The organism is Streptomyces sp. NPDC028331, from assembly GCF_055565775.1.
Genome location: NZ_JBVHTR010000031.1, coordinates 27,260 through 52,717, shown reverse-complemented (window position 1 = coordinate 52,717; position 25,458 = coordinate 27,260). Strand labels below are relative to the sequence as shown.

At 69.4% G+C, this 25,458-nt stretch carries 25 protein-coding genes and 3 pseudogenes; 7 read left to right on the top strand and 21 right to left on the bottom strand.

The genetic code is table 11. From position 1 onward, the window contains the following. Nucleotides 1-167 precede the first annotated feature (167 nt). Nucleotides 168-1,184 (top strand): zinc-dependent alcohol dehydrogenase family protein, encoded by a 1,017-nt coding sequence (locus ACZ4SW_RS33095; RefSeq protein ID WP_468252686.1) that lies wholly within the window; start codon nucleotides 168-170, stop codon nucleotides 1,182-1,184. A 361-nt stretch (nucleotides 1,185-1,545) separates the two neighbouring features. Here ACZ4SW_RS33095 and ACZ4SW_RS33090 read toward each other — a convergent pair whose 3' ends face one another. The 13 genes from ACZ4SW_RS33090 to ACZ4SW_RS33030 form a co-directional block, all read right to left on the bottom strand. After that, complete coding sequence (locus ACZ4SW_RS33090) at nucleotides 1,546-2,832, bottom strand: sulfate adenylyltransferase subunit 1 (protein ID WP_468252684.1); 1,287 nt, start codon at nucleotides 2,830-2,832, stop codon at nucleotides 1,546-1,548. A gap of 28 nt (nucleotides 2,833-2,860) precedes the next feature. Continuing rightward, nucleotides 2,861-3,796: a sulfate adenylyltransferase subunit CysD gene (gene cysD / locus ACZ4SW_RS33085; protein ID WP_468252683.1), complete on the bottom strand. Its 936-nt coding sequence runs from the start codon at nucleotides 3,794-3,796 to the stop codon at nucleotides 2,861-2,863. Next, complete coding sequence (cysC, locus tag ACZ4SW_RS33080) at nucleotides 3,793-4,374, bottom strand: adenylyl-sulfate kinase (RefSeq protein WP_468252681.1); 582 nt, start codon at nucleotides 4,372-4,374, stop codon at nucleotides 3,793-3,795. Before cysC ends, cysD begins: the two co-directional genes overlap by 4 nt. Then, nucleotides 4,371-5,510 (bottom strand): M20/M25/M40 family metallo-hydrolase, encoded by a 1,140-nt coding sequence (locus tag ACZ4SW_RS33075; RefSeq protein WP_468252680.1) that lies wholly within the window; start codon nucleotides 5,508-5,510, stop codon nucleotides 4,371-4,373. Before ACZ4SW_RS33075 ends, cysC begins: the two co-directional genes overlap by 4 nt. 3 nt (nucleotides 5,511-5,513) lie before the next feature. Continuing rightward, nucleotides 5,514-6,413 (bottom strand): [LysW]-aminoadipate kinase, encoded by a 900-nt coding sequence (locus ACZ4SW_RS33070; protein ID WP_468252678.1) that lies wholly within the window; start codon nucleotides 6,411-6,413, stop codon nucleotides 5,514-5,516. Nucleotides 6,414-6,429: 16 nt separating this feature from the next. Continuing rightward, nucleotides 6,430-7,455 carry an N-acetyl-gamma-glutamyl-phosphate reductase gene (argC, locus tag ACZ4SW_RS33065; protein ID WP_468252676.1) on the bottom strand — a complete coding sequence of 342 codons (1,026 nt, stop codon included), beginning with the start codon at nucleotides 7,453-7,455 and terminating at the stop codon, nucleotides 6,430-6,432. Continuing rightward, nucleotides 7,452-8,318: a RimK family alpha-L-glutamate ligase gene (locus tag ACZ4SW_RS33060; protein WP_468252675.1), complete on the bottom strand. Its 867-nt coding sequence runs from the start codon at nucleotides 8,316-8,318 to the stop codon at nucleotides 7,452-7,454. Before ACZ4SW_RS33060 ends, argC begins: the two co-directional genes overlap by 4 nt. A gap of 4 nt (nucleotides 8,319-8,322) precedes the next feature. After that, complete coding sequence (locus tag ACZ4SW_RS33055; RefSeq protein WP_468252673.1) at nucleotides 8,323-8,499, bottom strand: lysine biosynthesis protein LysW; 177 nt, start codon at nucleotides 8,497-8,499, stop codon at nucleotides 8,323-8,325. A gap of 56 nt (nucleotides 8,500-8,555) precedes the next feature. Then, nucleotides 8,556-9,503 (bottom strand): transketolase family protein, encoded by a 948-nt coding sequence (locus tag ACZ4SW_RS33050; protein WP_468252672.1) that lies wholly within the window; start codon nucleotides 9,501-9,503, stop codon nucleotides 8,556-8,558. Further along, the gene (locus ACZ4SW_RS33045; protein ID WP_468252671.1) at nucleotides 9,500-10,354 is read right to left on the bottom strand and encodes a transketolase; all 855 of its coding nucleotides are present in this window, start codon (nucleotides 10,352-10,354) and stop codon (nucleotides 9,500-9,502) included. The genes ACZ4SW_RS33050 and ACZ4SW_RS33045 overlap by 4 nt, the downstream gene beginning before the upstream one ends. Then, nucleotides 10,351-11,652: a DegT/DnrJ/EryC1/StrS family aminotransferase gene (locus tag ACZ4SW_RS33040; protein ID WP_468252669.1), complete on the bottom strand. Its 1,302-nt coding sequence runs from the start codon at nucleotides 11,650-11,652 to the stop codon at nucleotides 10,351-10,353. Before ACZ4SW_RS33040 ends, ACZ4SW_RS33045 begins: the two co-directional genes overlap by 4 nt. 118 nt (nucleotides 11,653-11,770) lie before the next feature. After that, nucleotides 11,771-12,820 carry a BtrH N-terminal domain-containing protein gene (locus ACZ4SW_RS33035; protein WP_468252668.1) on the bottom strand — a complete coding sequence of 350 codons (1,050 nt, stop codon included), beginning with the start codon at nucleotides 12,818-12,820 and terminating at the stop codon, nucleotides 11,771-11,773. Continuing rightward, nucleotides 12,810-13,430: a hypothetical protein gene (locus ACZ4SW_RS33030; RefSeq protein ID WP_468252667.1), complete on the bottom strand. Its 621-nt coding sequence runs from the start codon at nucleotides 13,428-13,430 to the stop codon at nucleotides 12,810-12,812. The genes ACZ4SW_RS33035 and ACZ4SW_RS33030 overlap by 11 nt, the downstream gene beginning before the upstream one ends. Nucleotides 13,431-13,782: 352 nt before the next feature. Between ACZ4SW_RS33030 and ACZ4SW_RS33025 the strand changes: the two genes are divergently transcribed. From ACZ4SW_RS33025 to ACZ4SW_RS33015, 3 genes are read left to right on the top strand one after another with little or no spacing between them, the layout of a single operon-like run. After that, nucleotides 13,783-14,535: a sulfotransferase-like domain-containing protein gene (locus tag ACZ4SW_RS33025; RefSeq protein ID WP_468252665.1), complete on the top strand. Its 753-nt coding sequence runs from the start codon at nucleotides 13,783-13,785 to the stop codon at nucleotides 14,533-14,535. A gap of 33 nt (nucleotides 14,536-14,568) precedes the next feature. Continuing rightward, a complete protein-coding gene (locus ACZ4SW_RS33020; RefSeq protein ID WP_468252664.1) occupies nucleotides 14,569-15,120 on the top strand; it encodes a MarR family winged helix-turn-helix transcriptional regulator in 552 nt (183 codons plus the stop codon). Further along, complete coding sequence (locus tag ACZ4SW_RS33015) at nucleotides 15,117-16,103, top strand: DMT family transporter (protein WP_468252663.1); 987 nt, start codon at nucleotides 15,117-15,119, stop codon at nucleotides 16,101-16,103. Before ACZ4SW_RS33020 ends, ACZ4SW_RS33015 begins: the two co-directional genes overlap by 4 nt. Here ACZ4SW_RS33015 and ACZ4SW_RS33010 read toward each other — a convergent pair. From ACZ4SW_RS33010 to ACZ4SW_RS33000, 3 genes and pseudogenes are all read right to left on the bottom strand, one after another. Beyond that, on the bottom strand, nucleotides 16,064-16,723 hold the full coding sequence (locus ACZ4SW_RS33010) for a response regulator (protein ID WP_468252661.1): 660 nt from the start codon (nucleotides 16,721-16,723) through the stop codon (nucleotides 16,064-16,066). The genes ACZ4SW_RS33015 and ACZ4SW_RS33010 overlap by 40 nt on opposite strands. Before the next feature lie 698 nt (nucleotides 16,724-17,421). Further along, nucleotides 17,422-17,574, bottom strand: a pseudogene (locus tag ACZ4SW_RS33005) (IS630 family transposase); the annotation flags it as partial. A gap of 105 nt (nucleotides 17,575-17,679) precedes the next feature. Next, nucleotides 17,680-18,672: a substrate-binding domain-containing protein gene (locus ACZ4SW_RS33000; protein ID WP_468252660.1), complete on the bottom strand. Its 993-nt coding sequence runs from the start codon at nucleotides 18,670-18,672 to the stop codon at nucleotides 17,680-17,682. Between the two features lie 126 nt (nucleotides 18,673-18,798). Here ACZ4SW_RS33000 and ACZ4SW_RS32995 point away from each other — a divergent pair, with 126 nt between their 5' ends. Then, nucleotides 18,799-19,416, top strand: a complete 618-nt coding sequence (locus ACZ4SW_RS32995; protein WP_468252658.1) for a TetR/AcrR family transcriptional regulator — start codon at nucleotides 18,799-18,801, stop codon at nucleotides 19,414-19,416. A gap of 354 nt (nucleotides 19,417-19,770) precedes the next feature. Here ACZ4SW_RS32995 and ACZ4SW_RS32990 read toward each other — a convergent pair whose 3' ends face one another. Beyond that, complete coding sequence (locus ACZ4SW_RS32990; protein WP_468252656.1) at nucleotides 19,771-20,463, bottom strand: CAP domain-containing protein; 693 nt, start codon at nucleotides 20,461-20,463, stop codon at nucleotides 19,771-19,773. Nucleotides 20,464-20,793: 330 nt separating this feature from the next. Between ACZ4SW_RS32990 and ACZ4SW_RS32985 the strand changes: the two genes are divergently transcribed. Next, a complete protein-coding gene (locus ACZ4SW_RS32985; RefSeq protein WP_468252655.1) occupies nucleotides 20,794-21,504 on the top strand; it encodes a peptidylprolyl isomerase in 711 nt (236 codons plus the stop codon). Nucleotides 21,505-21,836: 332 nt separating this feature from the next. On the opposite strand, the pseudogene ACZ4SW_RS32980 reads toward ACZ4SW_RS32985, so the two are convergent. Beyond that, nucleotides 21,837-21,905 (bottom strand): annotated as a pseudogene (locus ACZ4SW_RS32980) (50S ribosomal protein L28); the annotation flags it as partial. Nucleotides 21,906-22,114: 209 nt separating this feature from the next. Between ACZ4SW_RS32980 and ACZ4SW_RS32975 the strand changes: the two are divergent. Then, a pseudogene (locus ACZ4SW_RS32975) lies at nucleotides 22,115-22,207 on the top strand (hypothetical protein); the annotation flags it as partial. A gap of 81 nt (nucleotides 22,208-22,288) precedes the next feature. Here ACZ4SW_RS32975 and ACZ4SW_RS32970 read toward each other — a convergent pair. The 3 genes from ACZ4SW_RS32970 to ACZ4SW_RS32960 all read right to left on the bottom strand — a co-directional run bounded on the left by ACZ4SW_RS32970 (nucleotide 22,289) and on the right by ACZ4SW_RS32960 (nucleotide 25,443). After that, on the bottom strand, nucleotides 22,289-22,993 hold the full coding sequence (locus ACZ4SW_RS32970) for a hypothetical protein (protein ID WP_468252653.1): 705 nt from the start codon (nucleotides 22,991-22,993) through the stop codon (nucleotides 22,289-22,291). Between the two features lie 72 nt (nucleotides 22,994-23,065). Continuing rightward, nucleotides 23,066-23,413: a DoxX family protein gene (locus tag ACZ4SW_RS32965; protein ID WP_468252652.1), complete on the bottom strand. Its 348-nt coding sequence runs from the start codon at nucleotides 23,411-23,413 to the stop codon at nucleotides 23,066-23,068. Then, nucleotides 23,410-25,443, bottom strand: coding sequence for an acetoacetate--CoA ligase (locus ACZ4SW_RS32960; RefSeq protein ID WP_468252650.1), 2,034 nt, complete (start codon nucleotides 25,441-25,443; stop codon nucleotides 23,410-23,412). The genes ACZ4SW_RS32965 and ACZ4SW_RS32960 overlap by 4 nt, the downstream gene beginning before the upstream one ends. Nucleotides 25,444-25,458: the final 15 nt, after the last annotated feature.

The following is a 25,458-nucleotide window of genomic DNA, read 5'->3' as shown; positions in this document are numbered from 1 at the left end:
GGGGAGGGTTTCCTCCCAGGATGTGTCTCTCCCCGGATAGATTTCTCCGCTTTTGGCGCATGCCGTCGCGTGCGAGGCTCGACGACGAGCACCCGGAAGGAAAGACATCGTTCGTTCCCTCCCGGGCTGTCTGACCGAAGACCTCTCACATCGAAAGAAGCACCCTCATGCGCGGAGCAGTCATCCACGCCCCCGGCGACGTCCGTTTCGAGGAGCTCGAAGATCCGAGGATCATCCATCCGACGGACGCGGTCATCCGCACCGTGGTCACCTGTGTGTGCGGCTCGGACCTGTGGCCCTACCGCGGCGCGGAGCCCATCGACGGGCCGCACCCGATGGGGCATGAGTACGTCGGCGTGGTCGAGGAGGTCGGTGGCGAGGTCACCGCGGTGAAGCCGGGGCAGTTCGTCATCGGCTCGTTCGCCACCTCCGACAACACGTGCGCGAACTGCCGGGCGGGCTACCAGTCCAACTGCCTGCGCCGCGAGTTCATGAGCACCTGCCAGGCCGACTACGTGCGCATCCCCAACGCCCAGGGCACCCTCGTCGCCACCGACGAGCACCCTGCCGAGGAGTTCTGGCCCAGCCTGCTGGCGCTGTCCGACGTGATGGGCACCGGCTGGTACGCCGCCAAGGCCGCCGAGGTCGAGCCGGGATCGACCGCCGTGGTGGTCGGCGACGGCGCGGTCGGCCTGTGCGGCGTCATCGCCGCCAAGGAACTCGGCGCGGAGCGGATCATCGCCATGAGCCGGCACGAGAGCCGGCAGAAGCTGGCCCTGGAGTTCGGCGCCACCGACATCGTCACCGAGCGCGGCGAGGAAGGCGTCGCCCGCGTCAAGGACCTGACGGACGGCATCGGCGCCGACAGCGTGCTGGAGTGCGTGGGTACCGCACAGTCCATGGAGCAGGCGCTGCGCTCCACCCGCCCGGGCGGCAACGTCGGCTTCGTCGGCGTTCCGCACGACGTGGCGATCGACGGCCAGGAGCTGTTCTTCTCCCACGTCGGCCTGCGCGGCGGCCCCGCCCCGGTACGCGGCTACCTGCCCGACCTCATCCAGCGCGTCTTCGACGGCCGCATCAACCCCGGCAAGGTCTTCGACCTCACCCTGCCCCTGGAGCAGGTCGCCGAGGGCTACAAGGCCATGGACGAGCGCCGCGCCGTCAAGACGCTGCTGAAGCCCTGACCGCGGCCCATGCGCAGCCGGGGCCGGGCCTGCACACGCCCGGCCCCCACACCTTCAAGGACCCATCGTGACCGCCCGCGCCTTCGCCCGGTCCGGCACCGCCGTCGCCCTGGTCGACATCGACGATGCCGCTCTGCGGACAGCAGCCGGCGAACTCGCCGACGCCGGCCACCAAGTCGCCGCCCTCACGTGCGACGTCAGCGAAGAGGACCAGGTCGCGCCACGGTCGACCGCACCGTGGAGACCTTCGGCCGCCTCGACATGGCCTTCGGCAACGCGGGCATCCAGATACCGCCCAGCGACGCGGCCGACGAACCCGCCGAACGCTTCGACCGCGTCAATGCCATCAGTCTCCGCGAGTTCAGCGATCGGTCGCCGCGCACATCCCCGCCGTCAGGACGGCACCGTCGGCAGGGTTGATCAGGATGAAGGAGCCGGTGAGGCGGGAGTCGGCGTAGGCGTCCATCGGGAGCGGTTCAGCGGTGCGCAGGACGGTGGATCCGATGTCGTTGACGGCGAACTCGCCGGGGTGGGCGTCGCGGGCCAGGCCGTGGGTCAGGTCGATTCGGTCCGGGAGTTCCCTGACGACCGCCTTGACGGTGCGGGTGGCGTGTTTGAGCAGGACGCGGGAGCCGACGCGCAGCGGGCGTTCGTTGAGGTGACAGACTGTGGCTTCGATGTCCTGTGTCGTGTCCGGGGCCTGCGCGCTGGGCGCGATGAGGTCGCCGCGGGAGATGTCGAGGTCGTCGGCGAGCAGCACTGTGACGGACTGCGGGGCCCAGGCGACGTCGACGGGTGTGCCGAGGGCGTCGATGGCGGTGATGGTGCTGGTGAGGCCGGACGGCAGGACGGTGACCCGGTCGCCGACGCGTAGTACGCCGGAGGCGATCTGGCCCGCGTAGCCGCGGTAGTCGGGGAGTTCGGCGCTCTGGGGGCGGATGACGCACTGGACGGGGAAGCGGGCCGGGGCGGCGGCGAGCGAGGTGCCGGTGGGGACGGTTTCCAGGTGCTCCAGGAAGGTCGGCCCGCCGTACCAGTCCATGTGCGCTGACGGGTGCACCACGTTGTCGCCGGTCAGTGCCGACATCGGGATCGCGGTGATCGCCGGGACACCCAGTTCGCCGGCGTACGCGGTGAACTCCTCTGCGATCGCGGCGAACACCGGCTCCCGGTAGTCGACGAGGTCCATCTTGTTGACGGCGAGGACCACGTGCGGGACGCGCAGCAGGGCGGCGATCGCGGCGTGGCGGCGGGTCTGCTCGACGACGCCGTTGCGCGCGTCGACCAGGATGACCGTCAGCTCGGCGGTGGAGGCGCCGGTGACCATGTTGCGGGTGTACTGCACATGGCCCGGGGTGTCGGCGAGGATGAACCGCCTGCGAGGGGTGGCGAAGTAGCGGTAGGCCACGTCGATGGTGATGCCCTGCTCCCGCTCGGCCCGCAGACCGTCGGTGAGCAGCGCGAGGTCCGGGCCTTCCTGGCCGCGGCTCGCTGAGGCGCGTTCCACGGCCTCGAGCTGGTCGGCGAGGACCGACTTGGAGTCGTGCAGCAGCCGCCCGACGAGGGTGGACTTGCCGTCGTCGACCGAACCGGCCGTGGCCAGACGCAGCAGCGAGGTCACCGTGGTGGGCGGGGTGTTGGTCGTCATGCTCGGTCCCTTGCCGTCGGCGGTCATGTCAGAAGTAGCCCTCGCGCTTGCGGTCCTCCATGGCGGCCTCGGAGAGCTTGTCGTCGGCCCGGGTGGCACCCCGCTCGGTCAGCCGCGATGTGGTGATCTCGTCGATGACCTGCTCGATGGTGACGGCGTCGGAATCGACCGCGCCGGTGCAGGACATGTCACCGACCGTGCGGTAGCGGACGTACCGCCTCTCGACGCTCTCGTCGCCCTTCGGGCCGCCCCAACTGCCGGGTGCCAGCCACAGTTCGCCGCGTCGGAACACCTCGCGCTCGTGGGCGTAGTAGATCCGCGGGAGCTCGATGCCCTCTCGGGCGATGTACTGCCACACGTCCAGCTCGGTCCAGTTGGACAGGGGGAACACGCGGACGTGTTCGCCGGGGGCGTGCCGGCCGTTGTAGAGCTGCCACAGCTCGGGGCGCTGGCGGCGCGGATCCCAGGCACCGAACTCGTCGCGCAGCGAGAACACCCGCTCTTTCGCGCGGGCCTTCTCCTCGTCACGGCGTCCGCCGCCGAAGACGGCGTCGTACCCGCCCTCGGTGATGGCGTCCAGCAGCGGCACCGTCTGCAGCGGATTACGGGTGCCGTCCGGGCGTTCGCACAGCGTGCCGTCGTCGATGTACTGCTGTACGGAGGCCACTTGGAGGCGTAGCCCATGTGCGGCCACCACACGGTTGCGGAACTCGAGGACCTCGGGGAAGTTGTGACCGGTGTCCACATGCAGCAGCGAGAAGGGAACCGGCGCCGGAGCGAACGCCTTCAGCGCCAGGTGCAGCATGACGATCGAGTCCTTGCCGCCGGAGAAAAGGATCACCGGCCGCTCGAACTCCCCCTCCACTTCTCGGAGGATGTGCACGGCCTCGGTCTCCAACATGTCCAGGTGCGGCAGCAGATACGGGCTCTCCGTGCCGTGTCCGTACTTGGCTGCGACAGTCATGCCAGCTCCTTTCGCACGAGCAACGCGTGCAGCGCGTCCACTGATTCGGCGGGCCTCTCGGCGTGCGCCTCGATCCGCAGATCGGGGTGCTGGGGCTCCTCGTACGGGTCGTCCACCCCCGTGAGTCCGGAGATGCGGCCTGCCGCCTGCCCGGCGTACAGGCCCTTGACGTCGCGCGCCGAGCAGACCTCGACCGGCGTCGCGACATGTACCTCCAGATAGCTCGTCCCCGACTTCTCGTGGCGGCGGCGAACCGTCTCCCTGGAGTCCGCGTACGGCGCGATCACCGGCACCAGGACCATGACCCCGTTGCGTGCCAGCACCTCGGCGACCAGACCGATCCGCTGCACGTTGAGATGCCGGTCCTCGCGGGAGAAGCCGAGCCCGGCCGACAGGAACCTGCGGATTTCGTCGCCGTCGAGCACCTCCACCCGCCGACGGTCGTGGCGGAGCCGCTCCGCCAGCGCGGTGGCGATGGTGGACTTGCCCGCGCTCGGCAGACCGGTGAGCCATACGGTCGCGCCGGGCCAGCAGGTGCAGAACTCGGGCGTCGCCGGCACCGGCCTCTCAAGGGTCATGACGCACCCCCGAGTCCGCCCGCGCCGCCCGCCGGCGCTGTGGCCAGCTCGCGGAGCGCCGTGGACAGGACCGCGATGCCCCGCAGGTACTCGTCCACGAGGATGTGCTCCTCGTCGGAATGGTCCAGCGTGCTGTCCCCGGGGCCGTAGGTCGCCATGGGTACGTCCCAGACCTCGCCCAGCGTGTTCATGTCGGATGTGGCGGTCTTCAGCGTCGGCCGCGGTGTTCCCCCGACAGCGCGGATCCCCGCGCTGAGGGCGCGCACCACCGGGCCTCGGCGGTCCGCCTCCACCGCTCGCACACCGTTGACGACCTCCACCCGGCCGCCCCTGCCCCGGTCCCGCAGAGCGGCGACGAACCCGTCCTGGTCGAATCCGAGGGGTGTGCGGACGCTGATGGCCAGTTCTGCGCCGGTGAGGTCACCGCGCATGCCGACCAGGGTGGCGCCCGGAGTCGAGAACGAGCTGTGGCCCTGGTCGGGTCCCAGGAGCCCGAGGACGTCCTGCCAGAAGGCGGCGGCGGACTCGGTGGCCTTCTCCATGGGGTTGCTGGGATGCGTGGCAGGACGGTCGACCCGGTATTCCAGGTCCAGCTTTCCCTTGTATCCGACGACGATGCCCGGCCATCCGCTGGGCTCCCCGACGATCAGGGCGTCCGGCGGGGCGAGGGTGCGCCCGATGTGCGCCGCTCCACGGGATCGCGGGGTCTCCTCCTCGACGACTCCGACGACCACGAGTTGTCCGGGGAGGTGGCGGCCCGCGGCGACGGCCCGCACCATGGCTGCGAGGGGGCCCTTGGCGTCGGCCGCGCCGCGACCGTGCAGCCGGCCGCCTTCGCGGTGTACGGGCAGCGTCCCGGGGACGGTGTCCATATGGCCCAGCAGCATGATGCGCGGGCCGGGGCGGACCGGGGTCTCACCGATCACGTTGCCCGCGTCGTCGATGCGGGCGGTGAGCCCGAGTCCGTTCATGACGTCGGCCAGGTGACGGGCCAGCCGGCCTTCCTCACCCGACGGGGAGGGGATCTCCAGCATGGACTGGAGCATGTCCACCGCTGCGCCGGGGTCGGTTCCGGCCAGCGCGGCCGTGAGTTCCGTAGTGGGTTCCGTGGCCGGGACGGCGGTTTCGGTGGTCATCGGTCACTCCCTGCCTGTTCCGGGTGTTTCCTCTTGCCGGCCGGATGCGCGGCCGGGTTCCTCGCCGGGTTCCTGGTCGGGTGTCAGCCGGACGTCCGTGCCGGCTCCGCGCAGGGCGTCGCCGACCGCCCCGTCGCCGCGGCCGTCGGCGACGGTGACCTGCCCGACGCCGCCGAGCAACGCCTCCCGGGCCGCGACGAGTTTGAGCGCCATGCCGCCCTGGGCGAACTCTCCCGGAGCGCCCGTAGCAGTCACCTCGCAGTCCGGCAGCACGCTGTGCTCGTCGTCCGGGTCGGCGAGCACACCCGGGGCGCCGGTGAGCAACACCAACCGGTCGGCCTCGAGTTCGGCCGCGAGCGCGGCGGCGATCCGGTCGGCGTCGGCGTTGACCGGATCGCCGTGCTCGTCGGAGGCGGGCGGCGAGACGACGGGCACGTACCCCTGCGACAGCAGTGTCGCGAGAAGCTCTCCGCGCACCGTGTCGATCCTGCCGCTGTGATCGTCGCGTACGACCACGGTGCGTCCCTCGACGACCGCCTTCTGCCCTTTCTTTCGGCGGGTCAGCACCAGTTGGCCGTCGAGGCCCGTGAGTCCGACGGCCGGGATGCCGTGGCGCAGTAGTTCGCTGACGAGTTTCGGCTTCACCGATCCGGCCAGGGCCAGGGTCACCACCTCCAGGGTGGCTTCGTCGGTGTACCGGGCCGACACACCGTCGGGTGAGACGAGGCGTCGCTGCGGTACGCCGAGTTCGCCCGCCAGCCGGTCGATCTCGGCCGATCCGCCGTGCACCATCACGAGACGGTGCCCGTCCTTCACCAGGTCGGCGACGTCCGCACAGATACCGGCGGCGTTCACGTCACTGTTGCCGCCGCATTTGACGACCACCAACTGGGGTGCGCCCATGCTTCTCCCTTCGTCCTCACACCGGATGCAGCCCGGGGAAGGACAGTCCGTACGATTCGGGCCAGCCCATGCGCACGTTGAGGCACTGCACGGCGTTGCCCGCGCCGCCCTTGACGAGGTTGTCCAGGGCGGCGACGACGACCAGCCGGTGGGATGCGTCGTCCCACACATGGCCGATGTCACAGAAGTTGCTGCCGAGCAGGATCTTCGGCTCCGGGTAGCGGTAGGTGCCCCGCTTGTGGGCCACCAGCCGGACGAACGGCTCGTCCGCGTACGCCTCTCGGTACGCGGCACGGACGGCCCGCGGCTCGGTGTCCTCCGGCACCTCGGCGTGGCAGACGACCTGCACACCCCGCACCGCCTCGACCCCGGTCGCCGTCATACGGACGTCGAGCCCCGTGTGCTGGGCGACTTCGGCCTCATGACGATGGGTCGCGGGGGCGAACACGCGCAGGGCGCCGCTGCGTTCGGCGTGCAGGTTGGAGTCGCCCGCCAAGGCTCCCGAGCCGCTGGATCCGGTGCGTCCGTCCACCAGCGCGGGTGGAACGACGAGGCCGTGGGCCGCCACCGGGTGCAGCGCGAGGATCGCGGCGTTGGCCATGCAGCCCGGGACGCTGATCAGCCGGGAGGTGCGCAAACGGTCGCGGTGCAGTTCCGGTATGCCCGGCACGAAGGCGTCCAGCAGCTCGGGGGCCTCGTGGGGCACCGCGTAGTAGTGCTCGTACACATCCGGGTCGCGCAGCCGGAAGTCTGCCGAGAGGTCGACCAGCAGGTCGGTCCGGTCCGTCCAGTGCCGTACGAGGTCCATGGTGGAGCGGTGCGGTGTGGCCAGGAAGACCACGTCGCAGTCCTCCGCCCGCTCGGGGGCGCTGAAGGTGAGGTCGGTGGCCGAACGGAGATTGGGGTGGACGCTGTCGATCCGCTTGCCCGGGAAGCGCGACGACACCGCGGCCGTCAGCTCCACCTCGGGGTGGCCGAGCAGCAGCCTCAGCAGTTCGCCGCCGATGTACCCGGCGGCACCGAACACCGCCGCTTTGATCATGAGCTCGCCCCTGACACGAGGCGGTCGACGATGATCTCGGCGACGTCGAACCGGCCCGAGTGAGCCTCCTGGAATCCCCTGAACTCGACTCCGTGGTTCACTTCGAGCACATGGAGGCCGCCGTCGGAGTCCTCGACGAGATCGACTCCCGCGATGTGCGCCCCGGTCTCCAGGGCCGCCGTCGCCGCGAGTTTGACGATGTCGTCGGTGAACTCGCACGGCTTGGTCGTCGCGCCGCGCGCCACGTTGGTCCGCCACCCGTCCGACGTCCGGTACATGCCGCCGATCGGTGTGCCGCCGATGACGATCACCCTGATGTCCCGGTCGGGCTTGTCGACGTAGCGCTGCAGATAGACCAACTTGGCCAGCGGTGACGGCAGCGCCTCGCTGTACTCCAGCACAGTGCGCAGCGCGGCGGCGTCCGGCAGCAGTGCCACCCGCCTGCCCCACGACCCCACCAGGGGCTTGAGGACCACCGGGTAGCCGATCTCCTCGGCCGCCTCTTCCGCGGCCTCGGCCGTGAGGGCGAGGGCGGCGGGCGGCGTGGGCAGCCCGGCCGCACGCAGCGCGAGCGAGGTGCGCCACTTGTCTCCGCACGTCTCGATGGCCGCGGCGGAGTTGAGGACGGTGAGGCCGGCGGCCTCGAAGGTGAGGGCCGCGTAGAGCGCCTTGGTCGCCGAGATCTCCCGGTTGAGCACCAGGTCGCACGGCGGCGGGACCTCGTGCAGATGGCGCCGTACGGTCCGCGTGTCGATCGTCGTACAGGGGATGCCCCGGCGGTCCAGGGCCTCCAGGATGCGCCTCTCCTCGAAGCGGATCCTGGAAGCCAGCAACGCCGTCCGGGGCGCTGTGGAGGAGGCCACCTCGTTACTCTCCCCAGTCCTCTTCGACTTCGGGTGCCAGTGCGAGCAGGAGAGGCGAGGTGGCCACCACCTCCAACTCACTGCGGCACTCGGGGCATTCGATGACCTCGCTCGGCCGGACGGCCTCGTCGACGTCCACCGGGCCCTCGCACTCCGGGCAGATCTGGGTCGCGGTTGTCATGACGTTCCCTTTCTCTGTCGGTTTCTGCTCTGTGGTCGTTGGTCTTCGCTCTGTGGTCAGTCGGCGTCGAGTGCGGTGGTCACGGCTGCGGCGGTACGGGCGGCGGTGATCCCGTAGTGGTCGAGCAGGTGCTCCTGGCCGCCGACGGTGTCCGAGAACTTGTCCGGCATGCCGATCCTCAGCACGCGGACCGGCTGCCGTTCGGACAGCGCCTCGCAGACGGCGCCGCCCAGGCCGCCGCTGCGCCAGTGCTCCTCCACGGTGACGACGAGCGAGGCCCCGGAAGCGGCCGTACGGAGGGATTCGGTGTCGAGCGGCCGCAGGGTGTGCATGTTGAGTACGGCGGCTGAGATGCCCAACTCCGCCAGGAGTCCGGCGGCTCCGACGCACGCGGCCACCGGGTGGGGCCCGCAGCCGACGAGGACCACGTCGGTGCCCCGGCGTAACTGCTGGGCCCGGCCGATGACCACCGGTTCGTCACTCGGCACAGCCGGTGTGGCCTTGCGGCCCAGTCGTACGTAAAGCGGGCCGCTCAGTTCGAGGCTCTGCTCGACCACGGCCGCGGTGGCGGCGGCGTCCGCCGGCACGACCACCGTCATGGTGGGCAGCGTCCGCATGACGGCCAGGTCCTCCAACGCGTGGTGTGTGGGGCCGAGATGGCCGGCGGCCAGTCCGCCGTGGGTCGCCATGACGCGTACCGGCAGGGCGGGATAGGCGATGTCGACTTTCACGGCCTCCAGCGCCCGGGAACTGGCGAATCCGGCCATGGTGTTGACGAACGGCATACGGCCCGAGAACGCGAGCCCCGCAGCGATGCCCATCAGATTGTGTTCCGCTATGCCGAGGTTGAGGTACTGATCGCCCGCCGCTTCGATGTGGTCCGGGCCGAACAGCCCGGTGTCGGTGTCCAGGCACATGAGCCGCGGGTCCGTCCCCAGCAGTGGGACCAGCCGGTCGCGATAGGCCTCGCGGGTCACCGCGGGGGGTGCTGCGGTGGTCGTCACCTGGCGTCCTCCTTCCTGATACGGCCCAGTGCGGCACGGGCCCGGGCGTGGTTGCGTTCGGAGAAGGTGACGTAGTGGCTCGCGGTGCGCCCTTCCAGGAACGGCAGGCCACGGCCCTTGACCGTGCGGGCGATCAGGACGCCGGGGCGCCCCGGTTCCCACGGCGCGTCACCGAGGGCCTGCACCAGTGCCGTGAGGTCATGGCCGTCGACCTCCCGGACAGCCCAGCCGAAGCCGCGCCAGCGGTCGGCCAGCGGTTCCATGACGGCGATGGAGTCGGTGGCACCCGTCAGCTGCAGGGAGTTGCGGTCCACTACGGCGACCAGTCGGTCAAGCCCCAGGGAGGCTGCGCCGATGGCGGATTCCCACACCGAGCCCTCCTGCAGTTCGCCGTCGCCCATGAGGACGAACGTCCTGCTGTCCATGCCGTCCAGGCGCGCCGCGAGCGCGAAGCCGCAGCCCAGCGCGAGACCATGACCGAGTGATCCGGTGGCCGCCTCGACGCCGGGCACGGCGCGTACCGGGTGGCCCATCAGCCGGCTGCCGGGACGGCCGTACGAGGCGAGTTCGTCGACCGGGAGAAAGCCGCGCTCGGCCAGGGTCGCGTACAGGCCCACGGCGGCGTGCCCCTTGCTGAGCACGAATCGGTCCCGCTCCGGTGCGTCCGGCCTGGTCGGATCGAGGTTCATCACGTCGAAGTAGAGGGCGGTCATGATCTCGGCGGACGAGTACGCGCCGCCGAGATGGCCTCCCTCGGGTCCCGCGCACATGTCCGCGACGTGCTCGCGGATGCGGGTGGCCCGCTCGCGCAGGGCGCCGAGGCCGGTCGCGGTGGGGTTCAGCGTGGTCATGCCGCCACCCCCGCGAACCTGGCCACCACATCGAGGTTGCGCCATGTCTTCTCGAACGCGTCCGCGTACCGGTCCAGGAGCTCGCCGCTTCCCGGGTTGAGGTGCCGTTTCTGGAGGGTGAGCGAGTCCCGGATGACCGTGCGGGTGACGGGATGGTCGTCGTTCTGCGCGGGGGAGGCCGCGCCGTCCTGGAGCGCCGCCCAGGGATAGCCGTGTCCGAAGCCGGTACGGTCCCGGAAGACGGTCTGGTCCGGCAGCGGCATGAGCTGGTATTGGGACATCGGCACTCCTTCGGCCCGCAGCACCCGCCGCAGGGCGTCCCGGAAACGTTCGCGGGGGATGCCGGGCAGGCCCGCGGCCGCCGGGTCGAAGCGGAACCGCAGGATGTGCCAGACATGGGTGGCGCCGGGCGGCGGTGTGGGCACGGTCAGGCCGGGCAGCGACGAGAGCCGGCCGAGGAAACGGGTGATGTTGTCCTGACGGGACCGCTCGTAACTGTCGAAGCGGGTGAGTTGCGCACGGGTGAAGGCCGCTTGGAGGACGTTCATCTTGTGGTTCCAGCCGAGCCGGTGCGAGATGTAGTCCCGGTCCCGGCCGCTTTCGATGTCCTCTCCGAACTGGCGTGCCCGGCGCGCGGATCCCGCGAGGCCGGCGTCGCCGGTCACCAGCAGACCGCCCTCTCCACAGGTCGGGATGTTCTTGGTGACCTGGAGGCTGAACGCCCCCATGTCGCCCCAGCCGCCCACAGGACGCCCTCGGTACGTCGCGCCGGGTGCCTGCGCGGCATCCTCGATCACGGCGAGGCCGTGGCGGCGGGCCAGTTCGGTGATCCGGTCCATGTCGGCCGGGGCGCCATGGAGGTGGACGGGGATGATCGCGGCGGTCCTCGGGGTGATGCGTCGCTCGATGTCCTCCGGGTCGATGTTGAAGGTGACCGGGTCGATGTCGGCGAAGACGGGAACGGCCAGATTGTGCAGCGGAGCCAGTCCGGTGGCGATGAAGCTCAGCGCCGGGACGATGACCTCCGACCCCGGCCCCACGCCCAGCGAGGCCAGGGCCAGCGAAAGCGCCGCGGTGCCATTGGTGACGGCCACGCAGTGGCCGAAGCCGAATCGTTCGGCCCATTCGCGTTCCAGCAGGCTCACCGGCGTCTCACCGTCGGTGTCGGAGACCAGTCGTCCGCCGTCCAGCGCATCGAGCACCGCCTTGCGGTCGTCGTCTTGGATCACCGGCCACTCGACCTGGCGTTGTTCCGGTGGTACGGCGGCTGTTCCGCCCAGTACTGCGAGCTTGCTCATGTCGTTCTCTCCAGTGGCGTCTCGGGTGGCGGCGGTCCCAGAGGGTCGTCGACGGCGGCGGTCCGATGGGGCGTCGGTGGTCCTCGGAGCGGGCGGGGCGCGGCCGGGGAGCGGTTGTTCACAGTTCGCCCAGGGCGCGCCGGACGGATTCGACCGCCTCGGTGTGGCGCCACCGCAGCACTCCCGCGTGCCGTCGCAGGTTCTCGGCCGCGGCCGCCGGGTCGTCGAGTCCATGGGCTGCGGTGATGCGCAGCGGCGTCCACGCGTGGGCCACGCTTTCGACGGCGCGTCCGGCTGCCGCCAGCCCCGGTGCACGCCACGCGGCTCCGCGGTCGCGCAACAGCTCACCGTGCAGGGCCGCTTGCGCCTGCAGGCCCCAGCCGAGGGGGTACAGCTCCCGCAGTGGGCGAACCTCACCGGCCCGTGCGCGGGAGGTCAACTCGCCGAGGTAGCCGTCAAGTCCGGCCAGTCCCCCGAGTCCGGCCACCGCCACGGGTTCCTCGAACCGCTCCAGGTTGGCCCGCAGCCAGCCGGCGAGTTGCTCGGGGGAGGGGTCGGCGGCGTCGCCGGGCCCGACCGAGACCGACAGGCAGCGCCGGTTGATCCGGGAGTCGCTGAAGAAGGCGTCCTGGTGGTCCTGCGGATTCGCCGATCCCCAGCTGCGGAGGAAGTCGTCGAGCGGAATCGGCCCCTGGAATGCGGGCGGCATGGCATCGGAGACATGGACCAGCTCCCGCTGCTCGTCGAGGCCGTAGACGATCAGCAGATGTGCGGCATGGACATCGCCGAAGGCGGGCCTGAACGGGAGATGGAAGTTGTCCACGGCGGCGATGACCAGCCGTTCCTCCGCCATGGCCGCCCGTATCTCGCGCAGTGGATCGGCAGGGTCCGCCGGGCACCACCACGATGAGCTCACCTCGTGGTGGGGCAGCAGACTGCGGCCCAAGTCACCCTGGTACCGGCAGGGATAGTAGAACTCCTCCGACCGGACGTCGTCGGGGATGTACAGGAACTCCCAGCCGGCTCCGAGTGCGAACAGCGGGTTCACTCCTGCCCGGGCCAGTATCGACGCGAAGGTGGACTGAAGGCAGCTGATCGGATCCCGGTACCACAGCACAGGTGCCTCGGTCCTCGCGGACACCGCGGGCGTCACGAAGTCACTGGTCACGGCCGGCCTCCGAGCCTGCCGTGACGGTCTTCTGCAAGGTGGCGGCGAAGACGTGGACGGCGGCGTTGGGCGGCAGGCGGAACCCGCCCAGGTCCGCTCGTCGGGTGACCGGAACCCGTTGGGACCACAGCATGGCCGAGAGTCCCTGCTGGACGTGGTGCGGATAGTGCATCACCGGAGTCGCGAAGGCGGTCGTCTCACCGAACCACGGGGGCGCGGCCCAGAAGTCCGAGACGCGTAGCCACTCGGGATCGACGCTGCCGTCCTCGAAGTGCATCTCCACTGTGTCTTCGGCGCGCCGTTCGGACGCGGCCAGCAGATGCAGCCAGTCGAATCGGCCCGCCTCGAATGCGATGAACTGCCCGTCGCACCGTACGTTGTCGTTCCCCTCGCCCACCCGGGGAAAACGGAACGGTACGCCGCCCACGGTCACCTGGGCTCCCGCTTCCGGTAGGTGTTCGGCCGGAAACGAGTTGCCCCACACGTTGAACGCACCACGCGAGGTGCGGTCGGCGGCGGAAATGCCGACATTGTTGGAATGCGGCGTCAGATCGACGGTTCGATAAGCCGAGGCTTCGGCAGGAACGAGGACTTCGGATACGTCAGTCACGATCACTCCCCTGGCAATAGGTCCTGGCAGCAGGGATCTCGTCTCCATGGATTCAAGCACCCTCCGGATCCGGAAATCATCCGCCAGGCGATTACTTCGCCATGACAATTCCGAGGACCGTTGCCACCCCACGGCCAGCGAACGGATGAGGCCCATGTCGTCATGAGCATCATCCCGAGCACCGTCGGATCCGTCGCATACCGCGCGAAACAACGGAGCCCGCAGCTCACGCCGTAATCACAATGATTACGAAAGACCGCGGCCGGTGACCTGTACCGGATGCGCCCTTCAGTGGCGCACCCCTGCGGTGCTACGGTCCGAGAACAGACCTCCGCAAGCGAAAGGCGGACCAATGAGCGATTCGATCCCCACCACTGGCCCACGCATTATCGCGATGTGGAGCGCGCCTCGATCACGTTCCACCGCGTTTCTCCGCATGATGATGGAGCGCGAAGACCTCACCACGCTGCACGAGCCCTTCTCGCACCTCTCGGACTTCGGTTCGACCGAAGTGGCGGGACATGTGGTCGAGACGGAAGCGGGGGTGATAGAAGCCATACGCGAGCTGGCCCGGACCACACGGGTCTTCTTCAAGGACACGACGGATTTCCGTTTCCCCACGGTGCTGACTGACCGCCGCTTCCTGACGGAGGCCAGGCACACCTTCATCATCCGGAAGCCGGACGAGGTCATCGCCTCCCACTACGCGCTCAATCCCGACGTCACGGCCGACGACATCGGCTTCGGACGGCTGCACGAGCTGTTCGAGGCGGTCCGTACGGCGACCGGAAGCAGCGGGAGTGCTCCCGTGGTGGTGGATTCCGACGACCTTCTCGACCGCCCCGCCGAGACCGTCAGGGAGTACTGCGCCCAGGTCGGACTCCCCTTCCTGCCCAGCACACTGAACTGGGAGAGCGGGATGCGTGAGGAGTGGCTCAAGGCCCCGAAGTGGCACCGGGACGCCGGCGACAGCGTCGGCTTCACGCGCGCTCCCCGGCAGTACGCATTCACCGTGGACAACCATCCGACGCTGGCGGACTTCCATCGCCAACAGCTCCCGTACTACGAAGAGTTGCGTCGGCATCGCCTGTCTCCCCGCTCTTGACTCGACTGTTTGACACTCATGCATGAGTCATGCATGGTTGATTTCATGGGCATGGACTCCATGAACCGTCGGACGGAGAATCTGCTGGGCGCCCTGGTCACCGCGCTGGGCGACGCGCAGCGGACGGCGAGCGAGAGCGCGTCCGGGCAGAGCGGGGCCACCCCGGCCGCCCTCACCTACCTGTTGCAGGAGCCCGGCGCGGGCGTAGACCAGATCTCCGGCCCTCTCGGCCTGACCCAGTCCGCCGCCACACGGTTGGTGGACCGGCTGGAGCGCGACGGCAAGGCACGACGGGAGCCGGGCGCCAACGGCCGGAAGGTGTCCATCCACCTCACCTCGCAGGGGACACGTGAGGCCAAGCGGCTGCTGGAGTTGCGGAGCGGCCTCATGCGCGACGCGATGTCCGTGCTCCAACCACACGAGAGAACCGTGCTGACCGGTCTCCTCGAGCGGATGCTGGCCCATCTGACAACTGACGCCGCTCACGGACAGCGCATCTGCCGCATGTGCGCCCTGGACGCATGCCCCAAGCAGTCGTGCCCGGTCGACACCGCAGTCATCTCCCGGACGAAAGGACCGTCATGAACAGGAGCTTCCGGATCCGGCCGACCTACGGCAAGTTACAGCTCGGCGCCGTGGTCGGGCTGCTGCTCGTCACGGCCGTCTGGGGCGCCACGTTCCTGGTCGTCAAGGACGCCACCGTGGGCACGCCCGTCTTCTCCTTCCTGACCTGGCGGTTCGCGATCGCCGCGGTGGTGATGGCCGCGATCCGTCCGTCGGTCGTCCGCCGCGTCGACCGCGGCACGCTGGGACGCGGAGCAGCGGCCGGTTTCCTGCTGGGCATGGCGTACATCCTGCAGACCCTCGGCCTGCAGAACACGTCGGCGGCCGTCAGCGGATTCCTCACCGGTCTCTTCGTCGTCCTCACCCCGCTCCTGGCCTGGCTGCTGTTCCGCCAGCGCCTCTCCCTGCTCGCGTGGGCAGCGGCGCTGACCGCGACCGCCGGCCTTGCGCTCATCACGCTCAGCGGCGTCTCGTTCGGCTCGGGGGAAGCGCTCACCTTGCTGTGTGCCGTCTGCTTCGCGCTGCACCTCCTGGCACTGGGACGCTGGTCCCCGGGACGGGACGCCTACGCGCTCACCGTGGTCCAACTGGCGACGGCCTCGTTGATGTGCCTGATCGGTGCCCTCCCTCAAGGCGTGCGACTCCCGGAGAGCGGCAGCACGTGGACGGCGGTACTCATCACGGCGGTGCTGGCCTCGGCCTTCGCCTACATGGTGCAGACGTGGGCACAGAAGCATGTGACGGCGACCCAGGCCGCGGTGATCCTGACCATGGAACCGGTCTTCGCGGGCCTGTTCGCCGTGCTCGCCGGCGGCGAGCGCCTCACCCTCTCCACCCTTGTCGGCGGCGCCCTCGTGGTGACGGCGATGTTCCTGGTCGAGGTTCCCGGATCGACGTCCGGGACATCCGCATCCGATGAGCCGTCAGCCCGATCCGACGCGGAACGCTCTCAGAGCGAGCGGAATCAGAGCAGCCCGCAGCTGTGGGCGAAGGAAACGAGCTGAGCGCGGTCGCGCACATTGAGCTTGTGCCTCAGCCGGTAGATATGCGTACGTACGGTCGCCGCGCCGATGACGAGTTTCGACGCTATCTCTTCTATCGGCAGCCCCTCACCCACGAGCACGAGTATCTCCCTCTCGCGCGGGGTCAGTGACTCGACCTGGGGGTCGAGGCCCGGGTCCGGCCCGAACTCCTGGTTCCTGAACCAGCCGACCAGTTTCCCGGTCACATGGGGAGCGAGCATGACTTCACCCCGCGCCGCCGCCCTGACCGCGGTGAGAAGCTGTTCGCGCCCCGTTTCCTTTTCGAGGAGAGCCATCGTCCCGGCCCGTAACAGGGCCTCTATGGTTTGGTCCGTCATCCCGCTCGTGAAGACTACGATCCCGGGCGACTTCTCCCGTTCCTCTGCATTCTCTTTGATCACCCGATGAACGAGATCGACCCCGTCCATCCCTTCCGGGTTGAGGTCGGTTATCAGAACGTCGGGGTGTAATTTACGGACCATGACGAGGCATTCGACGGCGTTGCCCGTGGCTGAAACGCTCGTCACGTCCGGCGCCGAGGAAAGGATCGATTTGAGGCCGTCCCGCACAACAGGTACCGAATCACACACGAGCACCTTCATTGCCATCTGCACCTCCCGGATAATTTGTCAACGAGCGTATGATCCAAAGTTACACGACCGCAACCAAGTGCATGTAAAGACGTGCCACCCGTGCCACCCCCTGCTGGATTACTGCGTTTATGGAATCAGAATGGCAATCGCGAACGGAAACACTGATCAGCCCGACGACCGCTGCAGAGTGCCGCCGGATCTCTGGTTCCCCGTCACCACCACGGCACGCCACCCGTTCCCCGCACCACAGGGTTTCGGCCACTGAAAGATCAGAAATGAGCACGCTGGGTGGCGCATGGAAATGCGGCTGCTTTGTAGGAAAGTGGTGCCTGCCCGGAAGCGTTCCCGGTGCGGGGTGCAGCAAGGCCCGAGCGATATGGCTGAGGCAGCGGGGTGGCGGCTCGGGCGAAGGAAGCTTTGCGGTGCGGGAACCGATGGTGACAGACCTGTGACAGCGCCTGTGAGAGAGGCGTTCGACGGCGAGCCCCTGCAGGCGCGGCCGGAGGGCGCTTCCGGGCGGGTGTGCTGCAGCTCCGGCGGTGGACCGCCCCCCGGGGTCTCCTCCGGCAAGCACTTGACGCGAGGGCGTAGTGATGACACACGCCTGTGGTGGATGCGGCCCGGGCCCTTGGCGACCAACAGGTCGTAGCCTTCGCCTCCGCAAAGTCGAACGCCTCTGGAGGTGGCACTGCCGGGGCCCCTGGAGGCCAGGGGCCTGCCGACCTCCTGGTCACCCTGAACCGTCGGGCCACCTCCCGGTCGCCGGCTCCGGCCTCGATCAGATAGGCGGCTGCGGGTTGGACTTGCTCACGCCGAGCCCGTTCCTCGGCCGTCAGCCCACCGCCATCGGGGTACCGCAGGGCCTGTTGCGAAAGTGCTGGTCATAGCCAATCGGCTGGCGGCCATGACGACGACCAGTCTCGCGTTCTCGGATCGACAAGCCCGAAACGCCGTTGCCGCTCGACTCAGGTGTCGAGGAGTTCCGGCACGAAGATGTCCTCGCACGTCAGCTTTCGCTTCGACAGGCCCTGCTCGTGGTGGTAGCGCAAGAAGGTGTCGATGGCCTTGCGGTTCGCGGCGACGCCGTAGGGCCACCAGTCGTCGCCGAGCAGCCGACGGTTCTCCTCGAACAGCGTGCTGAACCACGGCGTGATGACGCTCATGTGCTGTTTCGTGGCGTCGTCGAGGTACTTGCGCTCGGCGAGTACCTTGGCTTGCGTGAAGGCGTCGTACACGGCCCGTGCGAGGCCCGGCCGATGTGTCAGTTCCCTGCGGATCGCGATGATGTGCATAGGGGGGAAGATCCCGGTGCGGCGGTAGTAGTCACGCTCCACGGCCTCGTAGTCGGGGAACAGGCGGGCCACCTTCGGGGAGCCGTCCAGCACCGCCTGCGGTACGTCGACGGAGATCAGTGCGTCGATCTCGCCGGATTCGAGCATGGCGCCCAGGGTCTGACCTTCCTTAGCGTGGCGCACGTCGACGCCGTCCGGGACGGGCTGCGGGACCCAGTCGAAGGCGGGGATGGGGTGGTTGGTGCCGCCGATGACCCAGCGGCACTGGTCGGGGGTCACGCCGTACTCGTCGGCCAGGATGCCCTTCGGCCAGATCCCGGCGTCGTGGCCGTAGAGAGCGAACTCGCCGACGGTCCTGCCGGCCAGATCCTGCGGCTTCACGATCCCGCCGGCGGTGTTCACGAAGATCGCCGAGTGGCGGAAGTTGCGGTTCGGCAGGATCGGCAGCGCCAGGAACGGCGCGTCGTCGAGGTCGAACGTGCGCAGGAAGTAGGTGAGACCGAACTCGGCGAGGTCGTAGTGTCCCTCGACGGCGCGGCGGAAGATGTCCGACACGAGCGGTGCCGTCTCGAACGTCGCGTCCACCCCGTCGACCGTGACCCGGCCGTCGAACAGTGCCTCGGTGTGCTCGTAGGCGTAGACGCCGATGCTCAGCTTGGTGCTCATCAGTGGATCTCCCCTCCGGGAGCCCGCGGAGTGGCCCGCTTCCGTAAATGACCGTTCACTTTTAGGGTGTTCCCGGAACGGTAGAGCTGTCAAGATGAATGTTCATTCACGATGAAGGAGGCGACCATGCCGCGCATCACAGCCGAGCGCCGCGAGGCGAAGCGTGCGGAGATTGTCGCCGCGGCCCGTCGTTGCTTCGCCCGCGACGGGTTTCACCAGACCTCCATGCCGGACATCGCCGCGGAGGCAGGCGTCTCGGCCGGCGCGCCTTACCGCTACTTCACGAGCAAGGAGGAGATCATCCTCGCCATCGCGGGCGACGCGTTCCGGCTGATCTTCGAACCGGTTGAGCGGCTGGCCGAGAGTGCGGACGCCCCGTCCGTCGCGGAACTGGTGGCCGCCGCGCTCGGCACGATCAGCGGCGAGACGGTGCAGGACGCGGCGGGGCACGAGGTCGCAGTGGAGGAACTGCTGCGCTGCGTCGTGCAGACGTGGGCGGAGGTGCTGCGCAACGACGAGGTACGCGGCCCGGCCGCGGAGGGCTTCGAAAAGGTCCGCGCCACTGTCGCCGACGCTCTGCGTCGCGGCCGGGCCGCGGGCACGGTGCCCGCCGCCATGGACCCGGACCGCGCAGCGCGCGTGGTGATGGGGTTGCTGCACGGAATCCTGCTCCAGCGCGTGGCCTTCGGACTCACGGACACGGCCGGCTTCGCAGACGACCTGCACGGCGGGCTGATCTTGTGATGGGCTATGACTGCGCCAAGGCGGCGCGACACCGGCATCACAGCGGACGGACAGTGACGCATTGATCCCCGCGCCGCGCGCGTGCTTGCCGGTCGCCGGTGGAGGCCCCAGCCGCACAGGGGGTGGGCTCCTCGAAAGGTCAGGAGACCGGCTGCCGAGCCGTTGGTTGTCTCCACCCCTTCGCTTCGCGGCGATGAACCGCCCTCCGGCCATGCGAGCGTCAGCTTCCTCGCCCAGGTGTCCGAGTCCGTGCGGCGGTGATGCCGTGGGTGCGGCTGGGCGGGCGGCCGATATCCACACCAGGCGGCCCCACTCATTGGCGATGTGCACGAGCCAGGCTGGTGAGCGGGCGAGTCATCGCGTAGAGGTTCCGGCCCCAGCCGATGCCGGAGGACGTCGTCCTCGGTCACGATCTCGGTGAGCAAGGCGGCGGCGGTCCCGAGATCGCCGCGCAGTGTGGCCGCGCCGGATGCATGGCTCAATGGCGGGGACGACTCCCCGCTCCGGGGCGACAACTCTGCTCGTCACTTCGGCCGTTGTCAGTCGGAGAAGTCCTGGGTCATCCAGACCCCCCCCGCTGTCGCGCAGCACGGTGATTCCTATGTGGTGGAAGTTCGGGTTGAGGATGTTGCGGCGGTGTCCGTCGTTGGGAGGCTGTTCGGCGAGCATCCCTTTCGTGAGCCCGACGGCTATGCCCGTGATGTTCGCCTGCGTTTCGGCGACCGGGCCACCCTCGCCGATGTTTTCGCCGGCGGTTCCCCAGTGAACGCCGGCCGCCGTCTCGCGGTCGCCGAGCGACGGCTCGCCCGGACATTGGTGCTGCAGGCCACAACCGGCGGCCATGGTGTCGGTGTGTAGCCCAGAACTCGTTCCCAGGCCGGTGCTGAACTGCAACGGCGCGAGATGCGCCTCGGCACGAGCCTGGTTGATGACGTTGAGGACCTCCGTCGCGGCCGTTTGCTCCGCGGTCGGAGCGGTCGGGGGCGTCGTGGTCTCGGCGCGTGTGGGCTTCTCCGGGGCGGGAGTGTCTGTTGGGGTCGGCCCCACAGCCGTGTCAGCGGCGTGCTCGTCGTGAACAACCCAGCACCCTGGACCTGGTCGAAAAGCACTCCCGTTCCCTGGCAAAGCCCGGATCCCGCCTCGCTTCCTGCCCCCATCTTCCCTACCTGGGCAACCGCGCAACTGGCTCGTATCCAGGTCAAGCGCCAACCCGACGCTGTGTCGCACACGAACGTAGTGGCCTGCGGCCGTGGGCCGAAGGCTGGGAGGCGGATGTGGCTTGCGGACGGGTACTCGCCCGCCGGGCCGCACTCTAGACTGCGACCGCTCCGAAATCTGACGATCTTTTGGAAGGTGTGCAGGGTGAACCGAGCTCTCATGACCGCATTGGCGGCAGCAGCGTTGGTCGTGTCCGGGGGCGGCACCACCGCCTCCGCTTCCGATGCCCCGCCGCGAACCACGCACGGTCCTTGCCAGTACACCCAGACACCGAACGAGCCGGCGGCGCGGCCGGTTCCCCTGCCGCCCGACCCGCGGCACACCCCCAGTCACGGCACGGTCGATATGGCTGTCCCGACCAGCCAGGGCCCGCTCCCGCTGCGCCTGGACCGGGCGAAGGCGCCGTGCACGGTCCAGAGCTTCCTGCACCTGGCGCGGCACCGGTTCTACGACCGTACGGTGTGCCATCGGCTGACGGCGTACCCGACGCTGAAGGTCCTGCAGTGCGGCGACCCGACCGGCACTGGCGAGGGTGGGCCGGGGTACGAGTACAAGGACGAGCTGCCGGTGGACCTGCCGCCGGCACCGAGCGATCCGACCGGCGTCCGTCGCCTTTACGGACGCGGTTTGCTGGCGATGGCCAACGCCGGGCCGAACACGAACGGTTCGCAGTTCTTCGTCGTCTACGGCAACTCCGCGCTGCGACCGAACTACACGGTGTTCGGCACGGTCGGTGCCGCCGGCCTGAAGACGCTCGACAAGATCGCTGCTGGCGGAATCGAGCCAACCACGCAGGACCCCGCGCCTGTCGACGGCATGCCCGTGCTGCGGACCGAACTGCTCAGCGTCCGGCCGTCCTGCCGGCCCTGACGAACTGTCGTGCGGTCACCCTGGGTCCAGCTATGACGCTGGATCGCCGACCTGCATATTCATGAATCCGGTAGATTCTGCTCGACCGTTTCCGGGTCCTGGCGGTTCAACGTGTGGAGTGCGTCGTGACGCCTGGATCTGTCGTGGATTCGACGGTGGAGACCGGGGGAGCGCGGCCGTAGCGACGGCCGGTGGTGCGCTGTGGTTGTCGATGACGAAGGCCACGCGGCCGACTCCACCCGTCCCAGATTTCTCCCGCAGACCGCGAGGTTGCACTGCTGACCAGGTGAGGGCCTGCGCCGTCCGCCCTCACTTCGAACACTTCTTCGCCATCAGGCCTTCCCTCCACGGGCGCGGATGCGGGCCACCGCGGCCTCGATGCCGATCGTGTCGACGGTCTTGGACGGCCCGTCGCCCCTGCGCGGGTACGGCGGGCCGTGGGGCTGGGCGAGTCAGGGCTGGCCCTCCGTGCGGGCCCGGGCCCAGGCGGCCTCGCGCATGAGCCGCAGGCCGTTGAGGCCGACGATGACGGTCGAGCCCTCGTGGCCGAGGACGCCGAGGGGGAGAGGGAGGGCGGTGGTGAGGTCCGAGACGACCAGGCCGGAGATGAATCGAAGCCGGCCGGCGCAGGATGGTCGGCGGCCAGGCGGGCATGATCACGGACATTGCGCTCGACCTCGCGGCGGCCGGTTGCGTCGACTGACGCGAGTGATCGGTGCGGTGGCTGTGGCGGCCCGGCGGGGCCGGTGCCACCGCTGTCCACGTCAGAGGACGGACGGCGATGTCAGCGGCTCGTGTCGGCGTCACCTTCGTCATTCGGAGGGTCTCCCTGTCTCCTGCCGCCCGGAGAGGAGCCGTCCCCGTGCTCTTCCAGCAGTTCGAGAAGCGCGGCGTCCGCTCTCCTCTGATCTTCCTTCGTCAGCTCGACCGGTGCGTTGTTGTAGACGGTGTAGCGGAGTGGATCGATGATGTTGGCGGCCCTCAAGATGAACGTCAGCAGGGGGCGCCACCCCTTGCGGTGGCCGACCCGCACCTGTATCTGGGCCTTGTAGTCACGGGCCTCCGGGAGGAATCCGGAAAACGGTGCCTCGAACTCGAGGAAGAGCTGTTGCGCTTCTCTGCCGGGCACGACGAATCCGGCGGGCAGCTTCGCCTCCTCGTCCGGCCCCGGTTGGAGCCGGGACGGCGAGGACACCCACAGGAGTGGCAGATGAGAGGCCGGCTCATCGGGGAAGGTCAGGATGATGTCCTGCACGACGATCGGTTTGGGACCGGTGTTGTGCAGGACGAGCGGCAGTCGTAGGCGTGCCGTGGAACCGTGGACGATCGCCGCGAAGGAATGAGGTTCCCACGCCTGCAGGCGTCCCTGTCGGGCGTTGAGCCACCAGAACGACGCGACGGTGAAGAGCAGTGCGCAGGCTGACACGACACTGGCGCCGGTGAGCGATGCGGACGCGATCTGATCCGCCGCGACCATCAGCGGAACCACAGAGTCAGTCTGCCAGCCCCGCCCTGGGCTCGCTAACAGGACGAGTGGCCGCCGACAGTCTCCCGGAACGGGTCAGAGGCCGGCGAGGAGTGCGAGATACCAGGCGACCAGGGCCGTGCATGTCACCGCGGGGAGGAGCTTGGTCAGCCCGTCGCCCTTGCGTACGTGCGTGGTCATGGCGCCGGCGAGCAGCATCAGCAGCCCGATACCGGCCAGGCCGCCGCACAGCGGTACGACCGGGCCGAGGGCCACGCCGATGGCGCCCGCCAGCTCCAGCCCGCCGATGACCCGGTAGGTCGCGGTGGTGAAGCCGGCGTGGGCGGCCAGCTCGGGCATCGGACCCAGGGCCAGGATCTTGGCCGCGCCCAGCAGGGCGAAGATCAACGCGAGGAGACAGGTCAGCGAGGTGGAGAGGATCACGAGGCGCCTTCGGGGGTGTGCGGACGATGGGCCTGGCGGCGTTCGGCTCCCAGGCCGGCGAAGTGGGCGATCAGGTCGGGGTTGTCGACCGCGGAGGGATTGACGACCTGCTCGGCGGGTGCGCCCTGGAGGAGGCGCTTGACCGGGACCTCGAGCTTCTTGCCGGTCTTCGTGTGCGGGATGGCCGGCACGGCGAGGATCTCGTCGGGGACGTGGCGGGGGGAGGCGCCGGTGCGGATCGCGTCGCGGATCTTCTCGCACAGGGACTCGTCCAGACCGACCCCGTCGGCGAGGACCACGAAGAGCGGCATCCAGTAGCCGCCGTCGGGTTCCTCCGCACCGATGACGAGGGCCTCGGCGATCTCGGGGAGGCGTTCGACGATGTCGTGGATGTCGGCGCTGCCCAGCCGTACGCCATTGCGGTTGAGGGTGGCGTCGGAGCGGCCGTGCACGATCACCGAGCCGTGGGAGGTGAGAGTGATCCAGTCCCCGTGCCGCCACACGCCCGGGTAGGCGCTGAAGTAGGCGTCGCGGTAGCGGCTGCCGTCGGGGTCGTTCCAGAAGTACAGCGGCATCGACGGCATGGGCCGGGTGACGACCAGTTCGCCGACCTGGTCGACGACCGGCCGTCCCGCGCCGTCGTACGCCGCGAGCGCCACGCCGAGGTTGGGGGCCGACAGTTCACCCGCCCACACCGGGGTGGTGGGGGCGCTGCCGGCGAAGCCGGAGACGACGTCCGTGCCGCCGCTGGTGGAGGCCAACTGGACGCCTGCGCCGACGTGGTCGCGGACCCAGGGGTAGGCGGAGGCGGGCAGGGCGGAGCCGGTGCAGCCGATGGCGCGGATCGCCGACAGGTCGTGCACGGCGGGGTCGACGCCGAGCTTGGCCATGGCCAGCAGGTACTGGGGACTGGTGCCGAAGACGGTGACCTTGTGGCGGGCCGCCAGCTCCCACAGGACGTCCCGGCGCGCCACCGGCGCGGGGCTGCCGTCGTAGGTGCAGGTGGCGGCACCGGTCAGCAGGGTGGAGACGACCAGGTTCCACATCATCCAGTGGGTGGTGGTGTACCACAGCAGGCGGTCACCGACGCCCAGGTCGCAGTGCAGGCCGAGGATCTTGAGGTGTTCCAGCAGGACGCCTCCGTGACCGTGGACGATGCCTTTGGGCAGCCCGGTGGTGCCGGAGGAGAAGACGATCCACAGCGGGTGGTCGAACGCCACCGGCGTGATGGTGAGGTACTCGGTGCGGCCGGCCGCGTCCTCCCAGGGAACCGTCAGCCTCGCAGCCCGGGACGCGGGCCACGCAAGGCCCAGGTGATCCACGAGAACCGTGGCCTTGAGCGTGGGAAGGGCGGCGGCCAGGTCGAGGGAGGCGGCGCGGCGGTCGTGACGGGTGCCGTTGAAGAGGTAGCCGTCCGCCGTGATGAGCACCGTCGGTTCGAGCTGGGCGAAGCGGTCGGCGGCGGCCTTGGGCGCGTAGTCCTGGCCGCACACGGACCACACCGCGCCGAGGCTGGCCGTGGCGAGGAAGGCGATGACGGCGTGGGGGGTGTTGGGCAGGTAGCCGACCACCCGGTCGCCGGGTTCAACGCCCAGGTCGCGCAGGGTGGCGGCGACGGAGGCGACCTGGGCGCGGAGCTGCCGGCCCGTGATCTCGTAGGCGGCTCCGGTCTCGTCCAGTGCGGTGATCGCGGGTGCGTCGGGGTGCAGGTTGCGCAGTGCGTGGTGGGCGTAGTTGAGGGTGGCGCCGGGGAACCAGCGGGCGCCGGGCATGGTCTCCTGGGCCAGCACCCGCTCGTACGGAGTGGTGGCGTCGATGTCGAAGTACTCCCACACCGCCGCCCAGAATCCTTCCAGGTCGGTGACGGACCAGTGGTGCAGGGCCCGGTAGTCGGTGGGGTCCTGGATGCCTTCGGCGCCCCGGTGCCGGGCGGTCCAGCGGGCGAAGTCCGCGATGCGGCTGCCGGCGGCCGCTTGGGGGTCGGGCGGCAGGAAGGGTTCCGGACAGGGCGTGGAGTGCCGGGTGGTCATGGTGTGGTGTTCCTC